This is a genomic window from Pseudomonas sp. Irchel 3F3 (assembly GCF_900187545.1).
Lineage (GTDB): Bacteria > Pseudomonadota > Gammaproteobacteria > Pseudomonadales > Pseudomonadaceae > Aquipseudomonas > Aquipseudomonas fortuita.
This window is the reverse complement of sequence record NZ_FYDS01000005.1, coordinates 402,599-419,318: the sequence shown is the minus strand read 5'-3', so window position 1 is coordinate 419,318 and position 16,720 is coordinate 402,599. Positions and strand designations below refer to the sequence as shown.

The 16,720-nt window shown below is 63.7% G+C and carries 20 protein-coding genes; 11 read left to right on the top strand and 9 right to left on the bottom strand.

Annotated elements, in window-relative coordinates; translation table 11 throughout:
* The first annotated feature begins 4 nt into the window (after positions 1-4).
* Positions 5-907, top strand: a complete 903-nt coding sequence (locus CKW35_RS13250; protein ID WP_060517411.1) for an alpha/beta fold hydrolase — start codon at positions 5-7, stop codon at positions 905-907.
* 111 nt (positions 908-1,018) lie between these two features.
* On the opposite strand, the gene CKW35_RS13245 is transcribed toward CKW35_RS13250, so the two are convergent.
* The 4 genes from CKW35_RS13245 to CKW35_RS13230 are packed head-to-tail and all read right to left on the bottom strand — an operon-like array spanning position 1,019 to position 2,990.
* Positions 1,019-1,360 (bottom strand): HopJ type III effector protein, encoded by a 342-nt coding sequence (locus CKW35_RS13245; protein ID WP_016489082.1) that lies wholly within the window; start codon positions 1,358-1,360, stop codon positions 1,019-1,021.
* Positions 1,353-1,649: a DUF1244 domain-containing protein gene (locus CKW35_RS13240; RefSeq protein WP_010955294.1), complete on the bottom strand. Its 297-nt coding sequence runs from the start codon at positions 1,647-1,649 to the stop codon at positions 1,353-1,355. Before CKW35_RS13240 ends, CKW35_RS13245 begins: the two co-directional genes overlap by 8 nt.
* 9 nt (positions 1,650-1,658) lie before the next feature.
* Positions 1,659-2,396, bottom strand: coding sequence for a dihydromonapterin reductase (gene folM / locus CKW35_RS13235; RefSeq protein ID WP_016489081.1), 738 nt, complete (start codon positions 2,394-2,396; stop codon positions 1,659-1,661).
* 33 nt (positions 2,397-2,429) lie between these two features.
* Positions 2,430-2,990, bottom strand: a complete 561-nt coding sequence (locus CKW35_RS13230; RefSeq protein WP_060517413.1) for a hypothetical protein — start codon at positions 2,988-2,990, stop codon at positions 2,430-2,432.
* A gap of 218 nt (positions 2,991-3,208) precedes the next feature.
* On the opposite strand from CKW35_RS13230, the gene CKW35_RS13225 reads away from it, so the two are divergent.
* A complete protein-coding gene (locus CKW35_RS13225) occupies positions 3,209-4,144 on the top strand; it encodes a MerR family transcriptional regulator (protein ID WP_095116107.1) in 936 nt (311 codons plus the stop codon).
* Here CKW35_RS13225 and CKW35_RS13220 read toward each other — a convergent pair.
* Together CKW35_RS13220 and CKW35_RS13215 are read right to left on the bottom strand one after the other, a co-directional pair.
* Positions 4,129-4,746 carry a PilZ domain-containing protein gene (locus CKW35_RS13220; RefSeq protein WP_023047711.1) on the bottom strand — a complete coding sequence of 206 codons (618 nt, stop codon included), beginning with the start codon at positions 4,744-4,746 and terminating at the stop codon, positions 4,129-4,131. The genes CKW35_RS13225 and CKW35_RS13220 overlap by 16 nt on opposite strands.
* Positions 4,747-4,805: 59 nt before the next feature.
* Complete coding sequence (locus CKW35_RS13215) at positions 4,806-5,234, bottom strand: PAS domain S-box protein (RefSeq protein ID WP_095116103.1); 429 nt, start codon at positions 5,232-5,234, stop codon at positions 4,806-4,808.
* Between the two features lie 116 nt (positions 5,235-5,350).
* Here CKW35_RS13215 and CKW35_RS13210 point away from each other — a divergent pair, with 116 nt between their 5' ends.
* Positions 5,351-5,806, top strand: coding sequence for a flavodoxin (locus tag CKW35_RS13210; protein WP_016489076.1), 456 nt, complete (start codon positions 5,351-5,353; stop codon positions 5,804-5,806).
* A 126-nt stretch (positions 5,807-5,932) separates the two neighbouring features.
* Here the strand turns inward: CKW35_RS13210 and CKW35_RS13205 are convergent, their stop codons facing one another.
* Positions 5,933-6,826 carry a LysR family transcriptional regulator gene (locus CKW35_RS13205; RefSeq protein WP_016489075.1) on the bottom strand — a complete coding sequence of 298 codons (894 nt, stop codon included), beginning with the start codon at positions 6,824-6,826 and terminating at the stop codon, positions 5,933-5,935.
* A 97-nt stretch (positions 6,827-6,923) separates the two neighbouring features.
* On the opposite strand from CKW35_RS13205, the gene CKW35_RS13200 reads away from it, so the two are divergent.
* From CKW35_RS13200 to CKW35_RS13185, 4 genes are all read left to right on the top strand, one after another.
* Positions 6,924-7,310, top strand: a complete 387-nt coding sequence (locus tag CKW35_RS13200) for a CidA/LrgA family protein (RefSeq protein WP_016489074.1) — start codon at positions 6,924-6,926, stop codon at positions 7,308-7,310.
* Positions 7,300-7,986, top strand: coding sequence for an LrgB family protein (locus tag CKW35_RS13195; RefSeq protein ID WP_016489073.1), 687 nt, complete (start codon positions 7,300-7,302; stop codon positions 7,984-7,986). Before CKW35_RS13200 ends, CKW35_RS13195 begins: the two co-directional genes overlap by 11 nt.
* A gap of 176 nt (positions 7,987-8,162) precedes the next feature.
* A complete protein-coding gene (locus CKW35_RS13190) occupies positions 8,163-9,068 on the top strand; it encodes an alpha/beta fold hydrolase (protein ID WP_016489072.1) in 906 nt (301 codons plus the stop codon).
* A gap of 114 nt (positions 9,069-9,182) precedes the next feature.
* Entirely contained in the window at positions 9,183-10,094 is a 912-nt protein-coding gene (locus CKW35_RS13185) for an SDR family oxidoreductase (protein ID WP_016489071.1), read from the top strand.
* Positions 10,095-10,480: 386 nt separating this feature from the next.
* Here CKW35_RS13185 and CKW35_RS13180 read toward each other — a convergent pair whose 3' ends face one another.
* The gene (locus CKW35_RS13180) at positions 10,481-11,263 is read right to left on the bottom strand and encodes an IclR family transcriptional regulator (protein ID WP_016489070.1); all 783 of its coding nucleotides are present in this window, start codon (positions 11,261-11,263) and stop codon (positions 10,481-10,483) included.
* A 173-nt stretch (positions 11,264-11,436) separates the two neighbouring features.
* Here CKW35_RS13180 and hmgA point away from each other — a divergent pair, with 173 nt between their 5' ends.
* Genes hmgA through maiA form a run of 3 tightly spaced genes read left to right on the top strand, consistent with a single transcriptional unit; the run spans position 11,437 to position 14,679 of the window.
* Positions 11,437-12,738 (top strand): homogentisate 1,2-dioxygenase, encoded by a 1,302-nt coding sequence (gene hmgA, locus CKW35_RS13175; RefSeq protein WP_016489069.1) that lies wholly within the window; start codon positions 11,437-11,439, stop codon positions 12,736-12,738.
* Positions 12,739-12,741: 3 nt separating this feature from the next.
* Positions 12,742-14,034: a fumarylacetoacetase gene (gene fahA / locus CKW35_RS13170; RefSeq protein WP_016489068.1), complete on the top strand. Its 1,293-nt coding sequence runs from the start codon at positions 12,742-12,744 to the stop codon at positions 14,032-14,034.
* Between the two features lie 12 nt (positions 14,035-14,046).
* Positions 14,047-14,679, top strand: a complete 633-nt coding sequence (gene maiA, locus CKW35_RS13165) for a maleylacetoacetate isomerase (RefSeq protein ID WP_016489067.1) — start codon at positions 14,047-14,049, stop codon at positions 14,677-14,679.
* On the opposite strand, the gene CKW35_RS13160 is transcribed toward maiA, so the two are convergent.
* Positions 14,673-15,479: a SirB1 family protein gene (locus CKW35_RS13160; protein ID WP_016489066.1), complete on the bottom strand. Its 807-nt coding sequence runs from the start codon at positions 15,477-15,479 to the stop codon at positions 14,673-14,675. The genes maiA and CKW35_RS13160 overlap by 7 nt on opposite strands.
* A gap of 123 nt (positions 15,480-15,602) precedes the next feature.
* Here CKW35_RS13160 and CKW35_RS13155 point away from each other — a divergent pair, with 123 nt between their 5' ends.
* Positions 15,603-16,622: a Glu/Leu/Phe/Val dehydrogenase dimerization domain-containing protein gene (locus tag CKW35_RS13155; RefSeq protein WP_095116141.1), complete on the top strand. Its 1,020-nt coding sequence runs from the start codon at positions 15,603-15,605 to the stop codon at positions 16,620-16,622.
* Positions 16,623-16,720: the final 98 nt, after the last annotated feature.

Below are 16,720 nucleotides of genomic sequence, written 5' to 3'. Positions count from 1 at the left end.
CGCCATGAGTAGCCTCACCCAACCCGCCACCCCTTTTCGCCAGGCCACAGCCGATGGCTACAGCCTCGGCGGCTTCTGCTGGCGTCACGCCCAGCCTGACCCCCAGCGCCCGCTGGTGATCATCAACGCGGCCACTTCGGTACGCTGCCGCTATTACTCCCGCTTTGCCGACTACCTGTTTGCCCAGGGCTGCGATGTGCTGACCTACGACTACCGTGGCATCGGTGAATCCCGCCCGGCTTCGTTGCGTGGCTTCCAGGCATCGTGGAGCGACTGGGGCCGTCTGGATTTCGAAGCGATGTTGGCGCATGCGGTCGAGCGTTTCCCCGGCCAGCCAATAGACGTGGTGGGGCACAGTTTTGGCGGTTGTGCAGTAGGCCTGGCACCGTCGGCCGGCCAGATACGCAGGGTAGTGATGGTAGGCGCACAGTTTGCCTACTGGCGCGATTACGCGGCTGATCAACGCTGGCGGCTGTTCGGCAAATGGCATGTGGTGATGCCTTTGCTTACCCGCGCTTTGGGCTACTTCCCTGGCAAGCGCCTGGGCTGGATGGAAGACACCCCGGCGGGGGTGGTGGATGACTGGACCACCCGTACGCCACGCTATGAGCACCGGCCAAGTGGGCGCCGGCTTGAGAGGGTACCGTTTGCCCACGTCCAGGCAGCGACGCTGGCCATCAGCTTGACCGATGACCCGTTTGGCACTGTGGCGGCGACCGAGCGCTTGCTGAGTTATCTACAGGGGGCCCGGCACCTGCGTATCGCGCCTGTGGATATTTCGGTCGAGGAAATTGGCCATTTCGCGTTTTTCCATGACCGGTTTCGCGAGAGCCTGTGGCCGGTGGCCTTGCAGTGGTTGATGCAGGGAGCGCTGGATGAAGGTGGGCCTGGCACCCTCATGGATTGAGGGTGCATTCTGTAGGAGCGGGCTTGTCCCGCGAATGGAGCCACGCGGTGCCTGGCACCGGCTTTGCCGGTGTTCGCGGGACAAGCCCGCTCCCACAGAGCCCCGCTTGTCTCACGGCTTGCGCGACAGCGGCTGCCCGGCAAATTTCACACCGGCCAAACCATGCTCGATCAGCGCACGGATATTGCCATGGTCGCTGCCCTCAGGCGTGGCCAGCACATCACGGTAGTGCTCGCCAAAGGCCAGCAGCGCTTCCTGGTCGCTCAGCCCTTCCAGCAACGCCAGGCCCAGTGTCTTGCACGAGCCTTCGTTTTGCCCGGCTGCGTTCTCCACGCCGCCGTTGTTGAAGGCCTGCGGCTGATAGCTGTAATTGTCGGCAATGAACGCCAAGGTATCGGCAAATACATGGTGGCCGCTGGCCAGGCTGGCGCGCAGGGTGTTCAGATCAGTCACGAGGTTTTCCTTTTTCGAACGCCGCTTGTTGTTCGGCGCTGGCTTCTTTCTGGTATTGGGCTTTCCACTCGGCGTAGGGCATGCCGTACACCGCTTCACGGGCGTCATCCAGGCTCAGGTCGAGCTGGCGCTCGTCAGCTGCGGCCTTGTACCACTTGGACAGGCAGTTGCGGCAGAAACCGGACAGGTTCATCAGGTCGATGTTCTGTACATCGGTGCGCTTTTGCAGGTGTTCGACCAGGCGCCGGAATGCGGCGGCTTCGAGTTCGAGCTGTTGCTGTGGGGTCATGGGCTTCTCTCAGATCATGCGGTTCTTCAAGTGGCGGCCACCGTTGATGACCACCTGGCTGCCAGTGCTGTACTGGCTGGCGAGCAGGTACTTGACTGTCTCGATCAGTGGGCCGGCGCCGGGTTCGAACTCCAGCAGGGCCTTTTTCAGGGTTTGCTGGCGGTAGGCTTCGTCGCCCCCTTCCTTGAGGATCAGCAGCCCGGGCAGGATACCGTTCACATGCACCTTGGGCGCATATTTTTCAGCGAACGACAGCACCATGTTCTGCAGCGCAGCCTTGGTGGCAGCGTAGCCGATGTGGCTTTTGCTGCCGCGCGAAGAGGTTTCGTCGCAGATATGGATGATGTCGGCTTTGTCCACCTTGGCCAGCAGGTCGCCCAGGGCCAGATTGAGGTGGTAGGGCGCTTCGACGTGCAGGCGGAACATGGTCTCGAGGTTGTCGAGCCCGTCATCGAGCCACAGCGAGGCGTTGTGGATGATGGCGCGCAGGCCGTCGTAATGGGTATGCAGGTGATCGATCAGGGCCTGGCGATCGGCTGCCAGGCACAGGTCGGCCTGAAAGTGCACGATGTTCGGGTGGGCCGTCTGTGGATGGACGCTGCGGCTGGCACTGACCACCGTATGGCCGGCCTGTGCCAGTTCAAGGGCCAGGGCCAGCCCGACGCGCTGGCTGGCTCCGGTAACGAGAATGGGGCTGTTCATGTTCGGGGCGGTCAACTTGTCTGTCCTTTGGTTGCCGCCCAGCATACCCGAACTGTTTCCTTGTTGTATGGCCTGGGTTCAGCGGCTGCGCAAGGCGCCAGTGGTGGCCGGGGAGGCATGCAGCCAACTGGCCAGCAGGCGGGTGGACAGGGGGATGAACAGGTACACCATCAGCGGCGTCAGGGCCAAGGTACTGAGCATTACCCGGGGCAGCATGCCCAGCGTCGCCAGCCAGGGGCCGAACAGCAGATTGAACGCCAGCGAGACCGGGAAAAATGCCAGCCAGATGGCCACGGCCTGCTTCCAGCGCGGTGGTTTTTGCACCGTATTGGTGCCAAACCAGTCGTCGATACCACTGACGCGCGCCTCTTTGGGGCGCTCGAACAGCCCGTTGCCGCGCTGCAACCAGGCCCGGCGCGAGGCGGAATGCTCCCAGGCATGCAGGGTGGGTTCGTCGCTGAAGCGGAAGATGATCTGGAATTCGTCGCCATCGGCGGGCGGGGCGAGGATGCCGGAACCGAGGTAGCCGGGGAAGTCGGTGGCCAGCTGCTCGCCTTCATGCAGCCAGGCCAGCAGGTCCTGGTAGCGGCCATGGGCGGCGCGGCGCGACACCATCAAGGTGACGGGTGGGGTAGACATCGTGTATCTCCTGGCAACGGGGCTGGCGGGTAGCTGGCCCCTTTGGCTACGTGGCCCGGGGTGGTGGGCAACGCAGGTGTGCATGCAAGAATCGGGCGCGGATTATCGCGCCTGTGTGATCTTCGGCAAATGTCAGCCGGCAAACGGTTGCACCCTGCGATCGGTGTCGGCGTAGTAGAATGAGCGCCCAAATTCCGCACTCAGGGTACGCCGTGCAGATGAACGAACATGGACGTGATCCGCTGATCGAAGTGGCTCTTGAGCAGCAGGAGCTGTTTCCGATCCGCGAAGTTTCCCGACTGACGGGTGTCAACGCCGTGACCCTGCGTGCCTGGGAGCGCCGCTACGGGCTGATTCAGCCAACCCGCACCGACAGTGGCCACCGTCTTTATTCCCAAGCGGACATCGATGATATCCGCCGTATCCTCGGCTGGCTTGAGCGCGGCGTAGCGGTGAGCAAAGTGGGCAGCATCCTCGCTCGCGGCCATGCCCTTGCCGCGCAGGTCAGCGGGGCGACGGACGCCTGGTTGCGCTGGCAGCACCAGGCGCGTCAGGCCGTGCAGCGGTTTGACATGGCCGGCCTGGACCGGCTGTTCGACGAGGTGTTTGCTGCCAACACCCTGGACCAAGTGTTCGCTGAGGTGTTCATGCCGGTTTGGCACGACCTGGCGGCCGGGCAGGGCGTCTATGGGCAGGCCAGCGAGTGGCTGTTCCTTGACCAGTTCTTGCGTGGCCGGGTATTTGCCCGTTTGCAGCTCGCCCATGTGCCGCGTGGCCGCACAGTGCTGCTGGCAGCGTTGCCAGGGCAATGCCACGAACTGGAATTACTGGTGACCGGCCTGAGCCTGGGCAGCGACGAGATTGGCGTGAGGCCCTTGGCAAGCGGGCAGCCGCTGCAGGAGCTGGCGCTGGTCTGCGAACGCCTGGAACCCGATGCCCTGGTGCTGTTTTCCCACCACCCACCCACGGCTGAACTCACCCGCCGACTGGTGCGCATGGCTGCGGTACTGGAATGCCCGTTGTTGCTGGCCGGCGAAGCTGCAGAAGTGGCACAGGACCACCTGGCAGGCAGCCAGATCGCCTGTCTGGGGGCGCAAGGTAGTGTGATGCGCCAGCGCTTGCGGCAGTTTCTGGCCGGTCAGCTCGATACTTGAGTGTGCAGTTCGGGGTGCGCCCGGCGATGGGCCTGGAGGATGTAGTCGCGCAGGCGGTCGATCTCTTCTGCCGGGCTCTGGCCCAGGTCGTAGGCTGCCAGGTCCGGGCCGATGCGCCGGCCCAGCACACCATGCAGTTCGATCGGGCTGATGTCGCCCGGTGCGAAGTTCAACTCGAAACGGGTGGGCGCTGTTGGCAAGCCGCGGATCTCAACCAGCACACCTTTGAACGAAATGTCGCGGACCCACAGGCCGCTTTGCTGCTCATGGCTGTCGAGCAACGGGCTGGGCGTATCCATCGGCAGCCGCCACGCGCGCAGCATGGGGCCGTCTTCGTAGATTTCCGGTGAACCCACTTGCAGATGCAAGGCGTGGAACTCGTCTTCCACCAACTGCAGCGGGAAGCTGATCTGCTGGTTGTTGAACTGGGCCTGCAAAGTCACTTGTTCGTTGGCCACCAGGCGGGTCAGCAAGCTCTGGATGCGACGGTCGCCATTGACCAGCAGGCTCGACATCGAGTCGGCCAGGTTCAACTGTGGCGAATGCTGCATGCTCTGGATGAAATCCAGCTCGTCCTGGGTCAGGAGCGCGTCTGCTTGCATGATCGAACTCGGTGGTGGCGATTTCTTCAACGGTATTGACCGTGCGTGGCGTACTTGGTTCAGGTGCGTTCGTCGGGTATCAGGCTAGCGCGCAGCTCGGCCAGTTCGCGCTCCAGTGCGACCTGGCGGCTGACATCCTTTTGAATCCCGATGAAATAGGATCGCCGTTCACTTTCGAGCCTTACCGGTGTAATGGACAGCTCGTTCCAGAACGCGCTGCCATCCTTGCGGTAGTTGCGCAGCACTTCGCGACAGGGGCGGCCTTCGGCCAAGGCCCTGCGGATGCGGGCACGGCCAAGCTGGTCACGGTCGTCGGCCTGCAGGAAGCGGCAATCCTGGTAGAGGATTTCGTCGCGGCTATAGCCGGTCAGGCGTTCGAAGGCGGCGTTCACGTAGATCAGGATGGTGTCGTCGCCTTCCTGTTCGGCAACCACGATCCCGTCATTGGACGCATCGACCATCGATTGCAGCAATTGCGCGTTGATCATGTCTGGGCCATTGAGCAAAGAAAGGCTGAAGGCGGCGACTTTGGTAGAGGCGGCCTTTTGCCAGCGCTGAATGCTAGTATCCTACGTTTTCACTCAGTTTCGGAATCCTCTACCCGATGAAAGTCGCCATTATTTCCGGATCGGTCTATGGCACCGCCGAAGAAGTCGCCCGTCACGCCGAATCGCTGCTGAAGGCAGCAGGCCTGGAGGCCTGGCATGCGGCGCGTGCCACCTTGCAGGACCTTGAAGGTTTTGCCCCAGACGCCTTGCTGGCCGTGACCTCGACCACCGGCATGGGCGAGCTGCCGGACAACCTCATGCCGTTGTACAGCGCCATTCGTGACACCCTGCCTGCGGCCTGGCGTGGCCTGCCGGGTGCAGTGATTGCGCTGGGCGACGCCAGCTATGGCGATACCTACTGTGGTGGTGGCGAACAAATGCGCGAGCTGTTTGCCGAGCTGGGCGTGCGCGAAGTGCAGCCGATGCTGCGCCTGGATGCCAGCGAGACGGTGACCCCGGAAGCCGATGCCGAACCGTGGTTGGCGGAGCTGCTTCAAGCGTTGAAAGCCTGACGGGGCATGCTCGCGTGTCCTGGCCTCTTCGCGGGTAAACCCCACATGTAGGGCGCAGTTTTCCCAAACTGTGGTGTCCCTGTGGGAGCGGGTTCACCCGCGAAAGGGCCGGCACTGGCTCAATCATTAGCTACTGCCCGGCACCGGCCACTCGCGCAGCAACGCCAACCACGCCTGCGCCGCCCGTGACAGGTACGCCCCGCGCCGCCAGATAAAGGCAATATCCCACCGCAAATCCTGCGGCGAACGCAGCGGCAAACGCACCACCCCAGGGCGCTCAAGCGCTTTTGCCACCACCCGGGGCAGCAACACCACGCCTTGGCCCGCTGCCACCAGCGCTGCCAAAAAATCCGCCTGGCCACTGCGGCCGCCTTCCTTCGGGATAAACCCTTGCTGCTGGCACGCCTTCAGCAGCCGGTCATTGAGCACGAAGCTGCGCTGAAACAGCAGGAACGGCGTATCGGCCAGTTGCCCCAGGTCGACCCCGTCCAGGCCCGCCAAGGCATGGCCAGCCGGCAGCAGGGCATCCAGCGGTTCATTGCAAAACGGCTGGTAGTCGAACGTTTCGTCGCTAGGCGTCAGGCTGCCGCCCAGTTCCAGTTCGCCACTCTTCACCGCCTGCTCCACGTTACGGCTGCCACCTTCGAGCAACTGGATCGCGATGTTAGGGTGGCGCCGCCGATACTCGGCGAACAAACTGGCGAACAAGGCGTCACTGCCCAGCATCGGCAACCCCAGGCGCAGCTCGCCACGCTCCATCTGGCTTAGGTCGTCGAGTTCATTTAGCAGTGCCTGGCGTTGGCGTAGCAGGGCCTCGCCACGCTCCAGCACAATGCGCCCGGCAGCCGTCAGGTGCAGCTGCGAGGCCTGGCGCTCCAGGAGCGGCTGGCCCACATCTTGCTCCAGCTGTGCTACCTGCTTGCTCACCGCCGACTGGCTGATGTGCAGGGTTTGCGCCGCCTGGGTAAAACCGCCGCGTTGGACCACTTCGATAAAGCTGCGCAGTTGTTTGAATTCCATGCTCGGATTCCATTATGGAATGGCGACCAGTCTAACAATTCGCTTCTGGCCTAGGCAGCCGAATCTTAAAATGAGGGCTTGTCGAGGAATCCGCACCATGAAACCCGCGTTAATGAAAAAAGCCCTGCGCCTGCTTGTCGAGCTGGCGATCCTTTGTTCTTTGTTCCTGCTCGGCGGCCAGCTCGCCAGTTGGCTGGGCTGGCCGATCCCCGGTGGCGTGATGGGCCTGGCACTGTTGCTGATACTGTTCGCTTCGGGTGTGCTCAAGCCGGCCATGCTGCAATTGGGCGCTGGCTGGCTGATGGCTGAGATGCTGCTGTTTTTCATCCCGGCGCTGATGAGCCTGCTTGATTACGGTTCGCTCATCCGTGAAGAGGGCTGGCGCATTTTGCTGGTGATCGCCGTGAGCACGCTGATGGTGATGGTGGTGACTGCTTTGACCGTGGAGCTGGTGTGCCGCTGGAGTTTGCGCCATGAGCCTTGAACCCATGCCGCTGTTCTGGTTGGCCCTGACCCTGCTGGCGTATCTGGGCAGCCGCTGGCTGTACCGGCGCAGCAAGCGCTACCTGCTGTCGCCGTTGATCCTGGTGCCAGTGTTGCTGCTGGCGGTGGCAGTGCCGCTGCATACAGCCTATGCCGAATATGCCCGCAACACCCACTGGTTGATGAGCGTGCTCGGCCCGGTGACCGTGGCCTTCGCGGTGCCGATCTGGCAGCAGCGGGCCATGCTGGCGCGCCATTGGCCGGCGCTGATGGTGGGCATGGTGGCGGGCAGCAGTGCCTCGATCGCCAGCTCATGGGGCCTTGCGCACCTGCTGGCGCTGGACAACGCAACCAGCCTGTCGCTGGTGCCGCGTTCGATCACCACGCCGTTTGCCATGCCCTTGGCCCATGACCTGGGTGGGGTGCCAGAGCTGACGGCGGTGTTCGTGATGTTCACCGGCGTGCTCGGCGCCATGTTCGGTGGCGTGCTGCTGCGCTGGTTGCCGCTGCGCACGCCGTTGGCACGGGGTGCGCTGTTCGGCGTTGGCGCGCATGGTGCCGGGGTCAGCCGGGCCCAGGAGGTAGGCCGCGAGGAAGGCTCGGTGGCCGGGCTGGTCATGGTCCTGACGGGGCTGTTGAACCTGTTCGCGGCACCGCTGCTGGCCATGCTGCTCTGACCGTTCGTGCCACTGACTCGCTCAGTCATCAAGCTGGCTGGCAACGCAAGTTTCAGCCCATGGCCTGCTGGCTAGACTCTGCCTCGACATAGAGAGCACATGTATGTGCCGAGGTGACATGCAATGACCGCAGCCTTGCCCTATTCCGCCAACACCAAATCACCGGGACCGTTCTGATGCCTATGGCCGAAATTCCATTGTGCGTCTGGCGTACCCGGGGACAGAGTTTCACTTTCCGGGGCCAGAGCATCCGCTACTGGACCGCAGGGCAAGGAGAGCCCCTGCTTCTGTTACACGGTTTCCCCACCGCCAGCTGGGATTGGCACTATTTGTGGGGGCCTTTGAGCCAACGCTTCAGGGTGATCGCTTGCGACATGCTGGGCTTTGGCGATTCGGCCAAGCCGGTCGATCACGCCTACAGCCTGATGGAGCAGGCGGACTTGCAGGAGGCTTTGCTTGGCCACCTGCAGGTCGACCAGCCGGTGCACCTGCTGGCCCACGACTACGGCGGCAGCGTCGCCCAGGAATTGCTGGCACGGCACCATGAACAGCGTGCCGAGGTTGCCAGCTGCGTTTTCCTCAACAGCGGGCTGTTCCCCGAAAGCTGCCGCATGCTGCTGATCCAGAAGCTGCTACTCAGCCGGTTCGGCTGGCTGGTCGGGCGTTCGTTCGGGCGTGATGACCTGGTGCGCAACGTGACGCAGGTCTACGGCCCTTGCACCCACCCCAGCGAAAGTGCTCTGGATGATTTCTGGAGCCTGATTGCCGCCAACCGGGGGACGCGCATCCTGCACAAGCTGGTGGGCTATATGCCCGAGCGCAGATTGCACCGCGAGCGCTGGGTCGGGGCGATGCAGCGTTCAGGCGTGCCACTGCGCCTGATCAATGGCGTGGTCGACCCGCTTTCCGGCACGCACATGCTTGAGCGCTACCGGCAACTGGTGCCGGAACCGGACACCGTGCAGCTACCGGGCATTGGCCATTACCCGCACACTGAAGCGCCAGCCCAGGTGCTGCGCCACTACCTGGCCTTTCGTGAGCAGCCTGTGAGCTTCTATCCGCAGAAAGTGGCGTGGTCCTGACCGGGCCGCATCGCCCTGCGTTATTGCCAGGCATTCAGCCTGCGTGAGCTTTGTTGTCCGCCCGTTGCTTGCGGCGGACACTCGGCTTACCTGAACCTGCCTGGAGCCATGAGCATGAGCGAGCCTGTCCGTCTGCAAGATCGCGTGGTGATTGTCACCGGAGCCGGCGGTGGCCTCGGCCGTGCCCATGCGCTGCTGTTCGCCGCACGTGGCGCCAAGGTGGTGGTGAACGACCTCGGCGGATCTACCCACGGTGAAGGTGCCAGCGCCTCGGCCGCCGACCGGGTGGTGGAAGAGATCCGCGCCGCCGGTGGCATCGCCATCGCCAACCACGATTCGGTCAGCCAGGGTGCACGTATCGTCGAGCAGGCCCTGGACAGCTTTGGCCGGGTTGATGTGCTGGTAAACAATGCAGGTATCCTGCGTGACAAGACCTTCCACAAGATGGACGACAGCGACTGGGAGCAGGTCTACCAGGTGCACGTTGAAGGGGCCTACAAAGTCACCCGCGCGGCCTGGCCCCACCTGCGTGAGCAGAACTGGGGGCGGGTGATCTTCACCGCTTCTACCTCTGGCATTTACGGCAATTTCGGCCAAGCCAACTACGGCATGGCCAAGCTGGGCTTGTACGGGCTGACCCGCACCCTGGCGATCGAAGGGCGCAAGCACGGCATCCTGGCCAACGCCATCGCCCCCACCGGTGGCACGCGCATGACCGAAGGTCTGATCCCGCCCCAGGTATTCGAGCGGCTCAAGCCCGAGTTGGTCAGCCCGCTGGTGGTGTACCTGGGCAGCGAGCAGTGCCAGGGCACCGGTGAGCTGTTCGAAGTAGGCGGCGGCTGGGTGGGCAAGGTGCGTTGGGAGCGCAGCCTGGGGGTGGGCTTCGATCCGCGCGAAGGCTTTACCCCGGAGCAGGTGGCCGAGAACTGGGCACGGATCGGTGACTTTGAGCGGGCAGTGCATCCGCAGGACAGTTTGCAGGCGCTGCAGCAGATGATGGCGAACCTGCAGAAGTACCCGCTGTAGAGAGCTTGCAGGGTACTTTGTGGGAGCGGCCTTGCGTCGCGATTGGGCCGCAGAGCGGCCCCAGGATATCAGCCGCACTGCATAAATTGCCGGGGCTGCTTTGCAGCCCGATCGCGACACAAGGCCGCTCCCACAGGGGCCGCGTCAGCCAGTCGAGAGCGCATGTTGTTCAGGGCAAAAAAAAGGCCGCTGCAAGCCGCAGCGGCCAATCGAGACGTCAGATCAAGGAGCTTCAAAATCTACGTCGGTGAACCTCGCCGGCATGAAAGGCGGGGGGAGAGCCCTTCATGCCGGCCAGTGAGTAAAGAATAAGCGCTTGATCCGGTAGGAAAAATAGCGGCTTATGACATTCACCTTTACGTATCGGGCAATAGTGCCGCCAGCGTTCAGGCAGCAGGCGAATAGCCCATCCGCCAGCTGGTTTCCCGCGCTGCCGCCAGCAGCCGTTGCGCCGCCGGACCGTGCTCGTCGGCATGGAAGATCGATGTCGGCCCGACCACGGTCATTACGGCAGCAATCTGCCCCAAGGCGTTGAACACCGGCGCCGACAGCGCATCCACGCCCGGCATCAGCAGCCCGTGCACATGGTGCAGGCCGCGTTCGCGGATGCCCGCCAGTACTGCTTGGTAGTCGTCTGCACGCTGCTGCAGGGCAGCCAGTTCCCGATCACGCAACTCCAGGGTCTCGCGCTCAGGCAGGTAGGCAGCGAACACCAGGCCTGTGGACGAAGTGAGCAGCGGCAGCACCGAGCCCATCTGCGTGACCACAGTCACTGCACGCACCGCGGGTTCAATGCTGACCACGGTGGCGCCCTGGTTGCCCCACACCGCGATGAAGCAGCTCTCGTTCAGTTCGTCGCGCAGTTGCGACAGCGGCAGTGCGGCAATTTTCAATACATCAATGCTGCCCAGCGCCGCCAGCCCCACCCGCAGTGCCTCGCGGCCCAGGCCGTAATGGTTGGTGGCTGCATCCTGCTCGGCAAAGCCGCTGGCAATCAGTGCCTGCAGGTAGCGGTGCACCTTGCTCGCCGGCATCTGCACATGTTCTGACAGGCGTGACAGCGAGGTGGAAGGGGAGAGCTCGGCAAGGGCTTTGAGGATGTCTGTACCAACCTCCGCCGAGCGAACTTTCTGCTTGCCGTTGTCGGCGGAGGAGCTGGCTTTGGTCATGGACATCTGCTTCCGGATTCGTCGAGTCGCGCCTTTATAGCTTGACGCCATGCGCGTAGCAAATTACGTTATTCGTAATCTGATTACGATAAAAACAATGCAGACGCGCTGTCACCCGCATCGGGCCAGCAGCCAGCTGCCCGCAATGGCTCGACCAGAGCCCGGAGGCATCGATGAATCGCGACACATCACCCGACCTTCACTACCTCAGCGGCTTCGGCAATGAGTTTGCCAGCGAAGCGCTGCCAGGTGCCCTGCCGGTCGGGCAGAACTCGCCGCAGAAGGCACCCTACGGGCTGTATGCCGAGCTGCTCTCGGGCACCGCGTTTACCATGGCCCGCAGCGAGCTGCGCCGTACCTGGTTGTATCGTATTCGCCCGTCTGCATTGCACCCGCGTTTCGAGCGCCTGGCACGCCAGCCGCTGAGCGGGCCGCTGGGGGCCATCAACCCCAACCGCCTGCGCTGGAGCCCCCAGCCGATGCCTGCCGAGCCGACCGACTTCATCGAAGGCTGGCTGCCCATGGTGGCCAACGCCAGCGCGGAGAAACCGGCCGGCGTGAGCATCTACATCTACCGCGCCAACCGTTCAATGGAGCGGGTGTTCTTCAACGCCGATGGTGAACTGCTGCTGGTGCCCGAACAGGGCCGCCTGCGCATTGCCACCGAACTGGGTGTGCTGGAGGTCGAGCCGCTGGAAATTGCAGTGATCCCTCGTGGCATGAAGTTCCGCGTCGAACTGCTCGACGGCCAGGCCCGTGGCTATATCGCCGAAAACCACGGTGCACCGCTGCGTCTTCCGGAGCTGGGCCCGATCGGCAGCAACGGCCTGGCCAACCCGCGCGACTTCCTTGCCCCGGTGGCGCATTACGAAGAGGCCGAAGGGCCGGTGCAACTGGTGCAGAAGTTTCTCGGCGAACACTGGGGCTGCGAACTGCAGCACTCGCCGCTGGATGTGGTTGCCTGGCACGGCAGCAACGTGCCGTACAAATACGACCTGCGCCGCTTCAACACCATTGGTACGGTCAGCTTCGACCACCCGGACCCGTCGATCTTCACCGTGCTGACTTCGCCGACCAGCGTGCACGGCCTGGCCAACATGGACTTCGTGATCTTCCCGCCACGCTGGATGGTGGCCGAGAACACCTTCCGTCCACCATGGTTCCACCGCAACCTGATGAACGAGTTCATGGGCTTGATCAGCGGTGCCTACGATGCCAAGGCCGAGGGCTTCCTGCCCGGTGGCGCGTCGTTGCACGGCGTGATGAGCGCCCATGGCCCCGACGCCGAAACCTGCGAAAAAGCCATTGCCGCCGACCTGGCGCCGCACAAGATCGACAACACCATGGCCTTCATGTTCGAGACCAGCCAAGTGCTGCGCCCGAGCCAGCAAGCCCTTGAATGCCCGCAATTGCAGGCCGACTACGACAGTTGCTGGGCCACCTTGCCGAGCACCTTCAACCCGAACCGGAGATAACCCATGAACCACACTGCCAATGCCCGTAGCTGGGTCGAGCATGCCAACGGGCACAGCGATTTCCCGCTGCAGAACCTGCCATTGGGTATCTTCAGCCGGCCGGGTGAAGCCAGGCGCTGTGGCGTGGCCATCGGCGACGCGATCCTTGACCTGGAGGCGGTGCTGGCCGCCGGCCTGTTCGACGGCGCCGCCAAGGCCGCCGTCGAAGCCACCCGTGGTGGGGCGTTGAACGCATTCTTTGCGCTGGGCCGCAGCGCCCGTGTCGCCCTGCGTGAGCGCTTGCAGGTGCTGCTTGGCGAACACAGCGAACACCAGGCTGCGCTGCAGGCCGCGCTGTACCCGGCCAGCGCCTGCCAGTTGCATGTACCCGCGCAGATCGGTGACTACACCGACTTCTACGTGGGCATCGAGCACGCCAAGAACGTGGGCAAGCTGTTCCGCCCCGACAACCCGTTGCTGCCCAACTACAAGTACGTGCCGATCGGTTATCACGGTCGCGCCTCGACCATCCGCCCGTCCGGCACCGACGTGCGCCGGCCCAAGGGCCAGACCTTGCCGGCCGGGCACACCGAGCCGAGCTTTGGCCCTTGCGCGCGGCTGGACTACGAACTGGAGCTGGGCATCTGGATTGGCCAGGGCAATGACATGGGCCAGGCGATCCCGGTCGGCGACGCCGCCGAGCACGTGGCCGGCCTGTGCCTGCTCAACGACTGGTCGGCGCGTGATATCCAGGCCTGGGAATATCAGCCATTGGGGCCGTTCCTGTCCAAAAGCTTCATTACCACGATCTCGCCCTGGGTGGTCACTGCCGAAGCGCTGGAGCCCTTCCGCTGCGCCCAGCCTGCACGCCCGGAAGGCGACCCGCAGCCGCTGTCATACCTTTTGGACAAGCGCGACCAGGCCGCCGGTGCATACGATATCGAACTTGAAGTGCTGCTGCTGACCGAGCGCATGCGCGAGCAGGGCGTTGCCCCGCACCGCCTGACCCTGAGCAACACCCGCAGCATGTACTGGACCGTTGCCCAGCTGGTGGCGCACCACAGCGTCAATGGCTGCCAGTTGCAGTCGGGCGACCTGTTCGGTTCGGGCACCTTGTCGGGCGCTACGCCGGGTTCGTACGGCAGCCTGCTGGAAATCACCGAAGGCGGCAAGCTGCCGATTGAACTGGCCAGCGGCGAGGTACGCAAGTTCCTCGAAGACGGCGACGAAATCATCCTGCGTGCCCGCTGCACGCGTGACGGCGTGGCCAGCATCGGTTTTGGCGAATGCCGTGGCACGGTTATCGCAGCCAACTGAGGAGGCAGGGGCATGGAGCTGTACACCTATTACCGTTCCACCTCGTCCTACCGGGTGCGCATTGCCCTGGCCCTGAAGGGGCTGGCTTACCAGTCCCTGCCGGTCAACCTGCTGCAGGGCGAGCAGCGCGGTGCGGGCTATGTCGCCGTCAACCCGCAGGGCCGCGTGCCGGCCTTGCGCACCGATGGCGGCGATTTGCTGGTGCAGTCGCCAGCGATCATCGAGTACCTGGAAGAGGTTTATCCACAGCCTGCGCTGCTGCCAGCCACGGCCGAAGCGCGTGCCAAGGTACGTGGCGTGGCGGCAATCATCGGCTGCGACATTCATCCGCTGCATAACGTCAGCGTACTCAACCGGCTGCGCCAGGCGGGCCAGGACGAGGGCCAGGTCAACCAGTGGATCAGCCACTGGATCAGCCAGGGGTTGGCGGCAGTAGAGCAACTGGTTGGTGACCACGGTTACTGTTTCGGTGACCAACCCGGGCTGGCGGATGTTTACCTGATCCCCCAGCTGTATGCCGCCGAACGCTTCAACGTCGACCTCGACAGCTTCCCGCGCATCCTTCGGGTTGCCGCACTGGCAGCTGGGCACCCGGCGTTCGCCAAGGCCCACCCTGCCCAGCAGCCCGACAGCCCGGCTCAGTGAAGCGAACGGTTCGCCGTCGGAAGCTTGCCGATACGTTCGGACAGCTTCAGGCGCTGGACCGGGTCTTCCGTCAGCAGTAACGCATGCTCCAGGTCGAAGCGCTCGGCCTGTGGGCAGTCCAGGTGCTGGTACAGCGAGGCGCGGGTCACGTAGTCGCTGACTTGCACCGGGCCCAGTTGCATGATCCGCTCGGCATCGATCAAGGCCGCCAGGTGGTTATCGTTGCTGATGTGCAACTGGCGCAGGTTGCGTGACAGGCGTTGCAGCATCTGCAGCGGGCTGGCACTGCGCAGGTGTTCTGCCGTCAGCGCAACCTGCGGGCCGAACTGGCGGGCCAGCAGCTCACGGCAATCATTGGGGTACAGGCGTCGGCCACCACAGGGGTCTAGCAGGTGGTCGGCACCCGGCACACGCAGCAGGAAATGGCCAGGGAAGCCCACGCCCTCCAGCGGGATGGACAAGCGCCGGGCCAGCTCCAGGGTAAGGATGGCCAGGGTCAGCGGCTGGCCACGGCGGCGTTGCAGCACCTTGTCCATCAGTGCAGCCTGCGGGCGCAGCGGGTGGTACTCATCCTGCTGAAAGCCAAGGGCATTGAGTTGGCGCAGCAGTGGTTGGGCCAGTTCGCACAGTGGCAGCATCGGCAGGTTGGCGCTGATCTCACGCTGCAGGTCATGCAGAATGGCAAGGCTGTCTGTGGGCTCGACGCTGCGGTCGTGCTCGGCGGCAATCCACAAGGCGGCTTCCAGCAGGGCGACAGGCTCGCGTTCCAGGCAGGCCAGGCAGGCTTGACGTGGCTTCATTGGGTATCTCCACACACGCTTGAGTATTAGCCGTGGCGGGCGGTTTCGTCCAGTGGTCCGGCGACCACCCCGGCTTCGGGCCGGTGCCTATACTGGAAGGAGCACCTCGTGGGGAGCCTGTCGATGTTCGCACTGATGCAAAGCACCCGTACCCAGTCACTGCACCTGTTCAATGACCCACCTACGGGCCTGAAAGCGGTTGTAGCGATCCACAGCGAGCAGTTGGGCCCAGCCATGGGCGGTTGCCGCTACCTGCCCTACGCCGATGATGAAAGCGCCATGACGGATGCCATTCGCCTGGCCCAGGGCATGAGCTACAAGGCGGCGTTGGCGGGCCTGCCGCTGGGTGGCGGCAAGGCGGTGATCATGCGCAACCCGCATGTGGAGAACCGCGCCGCGCTGTTCGAGGCGTTTGGCCGTTTCATCGATACCTTGCATGGGCGTTTCATCATCGCCGTAGACAGCGGCACCTCGACCCTGGATATGGACTGCATCGCCCAGAGTACCCCCCACGTAACCAGCACCACGGCCTCGGGTGACCCCTCGCCGCATGCGGCAATGGGGGTATTCGCTGGCATTCGCGCCACCACCTCGTTCCGGCTGGGCAGCGATGACCTCAGAGGCTTGCGGGTGGCGGTGCAGGGGTTGGGTAATGTCGGTTATGCGCTGGCGGAACAACTGCATGCGGTGGGGGCGGAGCTGCTGGTCAGCGACCTGGACCCAGGTCGGGTGCGGCTGGCGATGGAGCAGTTCGATGCCAAACCGGTGACCAACGATGCATTGATCAGCACCCCTTGCGATATCTTCGCACCCTGCGGTGTGGGGCCGGTATTGAACGGGCAGAGCCTGATGCAGCTGCGCTGTGCGGCAGTGGCGGGGGCGGCGAACAACCAGCTGACTACCTTGCAGGTGGCAGACCAGCTGGAATCACGCGGGATACTGTATGCGCCAGACTACGTGATCAATGCCGGTGGGCTGATCTATGTGGCGCTGACCCACCGTGGCGAGGACCTGGGCACCATTACCGCGCACCTGGCGCGCATTCCTTCACGGCTCACCGAAGTGTTTGGCCATGCGCAGGCGGAAAAGCGTTCGCCGGCGCGGGTGGCGCAGATGTTGGCGGAGCGGCTGTTGTATGGCTGATGGGTTTCGTGCAGTTTGCACTGGCCTCATCGCCGGCAAGCCAGCTCCCACAGGTAGGGTGCCATCTTTTGGCTGTGCGCTGTACCTGTGGGAGCTGG

What these genes read in the sequence shown, in the direction of transcription:
- CKW35_RS13250 (WP_060517411.1), top strand. Translation starts at nt 5, where the DNA reads ATGAGTAGCCTCACCCAACCCGCCACCCCTTTTCGCCAGGCCACAGCC.
- CKW35_RS13240 (WP_010955294.1), bottom strand. Translation starts at nt 1,649, where the DNA reads ATGACCCCACAGCAACAGCTCGAACTCGAAGCCGCCGCATTCCGGCGC.
- folM (WP_016489081.1), bottom strand. Translation starts at nt 2,396, where the DNA reads ATGCTGGGCGGCAACCAAAGGACAGACAAGTTGACCGCCCCGAACATG.
- CKW35_RS13230 (WP_060517413.1), bottom strand. Translation starts at nt 2,990, where the DNA reads ATGTCTACCCCACCCGTCACCTTGATGGTGTCGCGCCGCGCCGCCCAT.
- CKW35_RS13225 (WP_095116107.1), top strand. Translation starts at nt 3,209, where the DNA reads ATGAACGAACATGGACGTGATCCGCTGATCGAAGTGGCTCTTGAGCAG.
- CKW35_RS13220 (WP_023047711.1), bottom strand. Translation starts at nt 4,746, where the DNA reads ATGCAAGCAGACGCGCTCCTGACCCAGGACGAGCTGGATTTCATCCAG.
- CKW35_RS13215 (WP_095116103.1), bottom strand. Translation starts at nt 5,234, where the DNA reads ATGATCAACGCGCAATTGCTGCAATCGATGGTCGATGCGTCCAATGAC.
- CKW35_RS13210 (WP_016489076.1), top strand. Translation starts at nt 5,351, where the DNA reads ATGAAAGTCGCCATTATTTCCGGATCGGTCTATGGCACCGCCGAAGAA.
- CKW35_RS13205 (WP_016489075.1), bottom strand. Translation starts at nt 6,826, where the DNA reads ATGGAATTCAAACAACTGCGCAGCTTTATCGAAGTGGTCCAACGCGGC.
- CKW35_RS13200 (WP_016489074.1), top strand. Translation starts at nt 6,924, where the DNA reads ATGAAACCCGCGTTAATGAAAAAAGCCCTGCGCCTGCTTGTCGAGCTG.
- CKW35_RS13195 (WP_016489073.1), top strand. Translation starts at nt 7,300, where the DNA reads ATGAGCCTTGAACCCATGCCGCTGTTCTGGTTGGCCCTGACCCTGCTG.
- CKW35_RS13190 (WP_016489072.1), top strand. Translation starts at nt 8,163, where the DNA reads ATGCCTATGGCCGAAATTCCATTGTGCGTCTGGCGTACCCGGGGACAG.
- CKW35_RS13185 (WP_016489071.1), top strand. Translation starts at nt 9,183, where the DNA reads ATGAGCGAGCCTGTCCGTCTGCAAGATCGCGTGGTGATTGTCACCGGA.
- CKW35_RS13180 (WP_016489070.1), bottom strand. Translation starts at nt 11,263, where the DNA reads ATGACCAAAGCCAGCTCCTCCGCCGACAACGGCAAGCAGAAAGTTCGC.
- hmgA (WP_016489069.1), top strand. Translation starts at nt 11,437, where the DNA reads ATGAATCGCGACACATCACCCGACCTTCACTACCTCAGCGGCTTCGGC.
- fahA (WP_016489068.1), top strand. Translation starts at nt 12,742, where the DNA reads ATGAACCACACTGCCAATGCCCGTAGCTGGGTCGAGCATGCCAACGGG.
- maiA (WP_016489067.1), top strand. Translation starts at nt 14,047, where the DNA reads ATGGAGCTGTACACCTATTACCGTTCCACCTCGTCCTACCGGGTGCGC.
- CKW35_RS13160 (WP_016489066.1), bottom strand. Translation starts at nt 15,479, where the DNA reads ATGAAGCCACGTCAAGCCTGCCTGGCCTGCCTGGAACGCGAGCCTGTC.
- CKW35_RS13155 (WP_095116141.1), top strand. Translation starts at nt 15,603, where the DNA reads ATGTTCGCACTGATGCAAAGCACCCGTACCCAGTCACTGCACCTGTTC.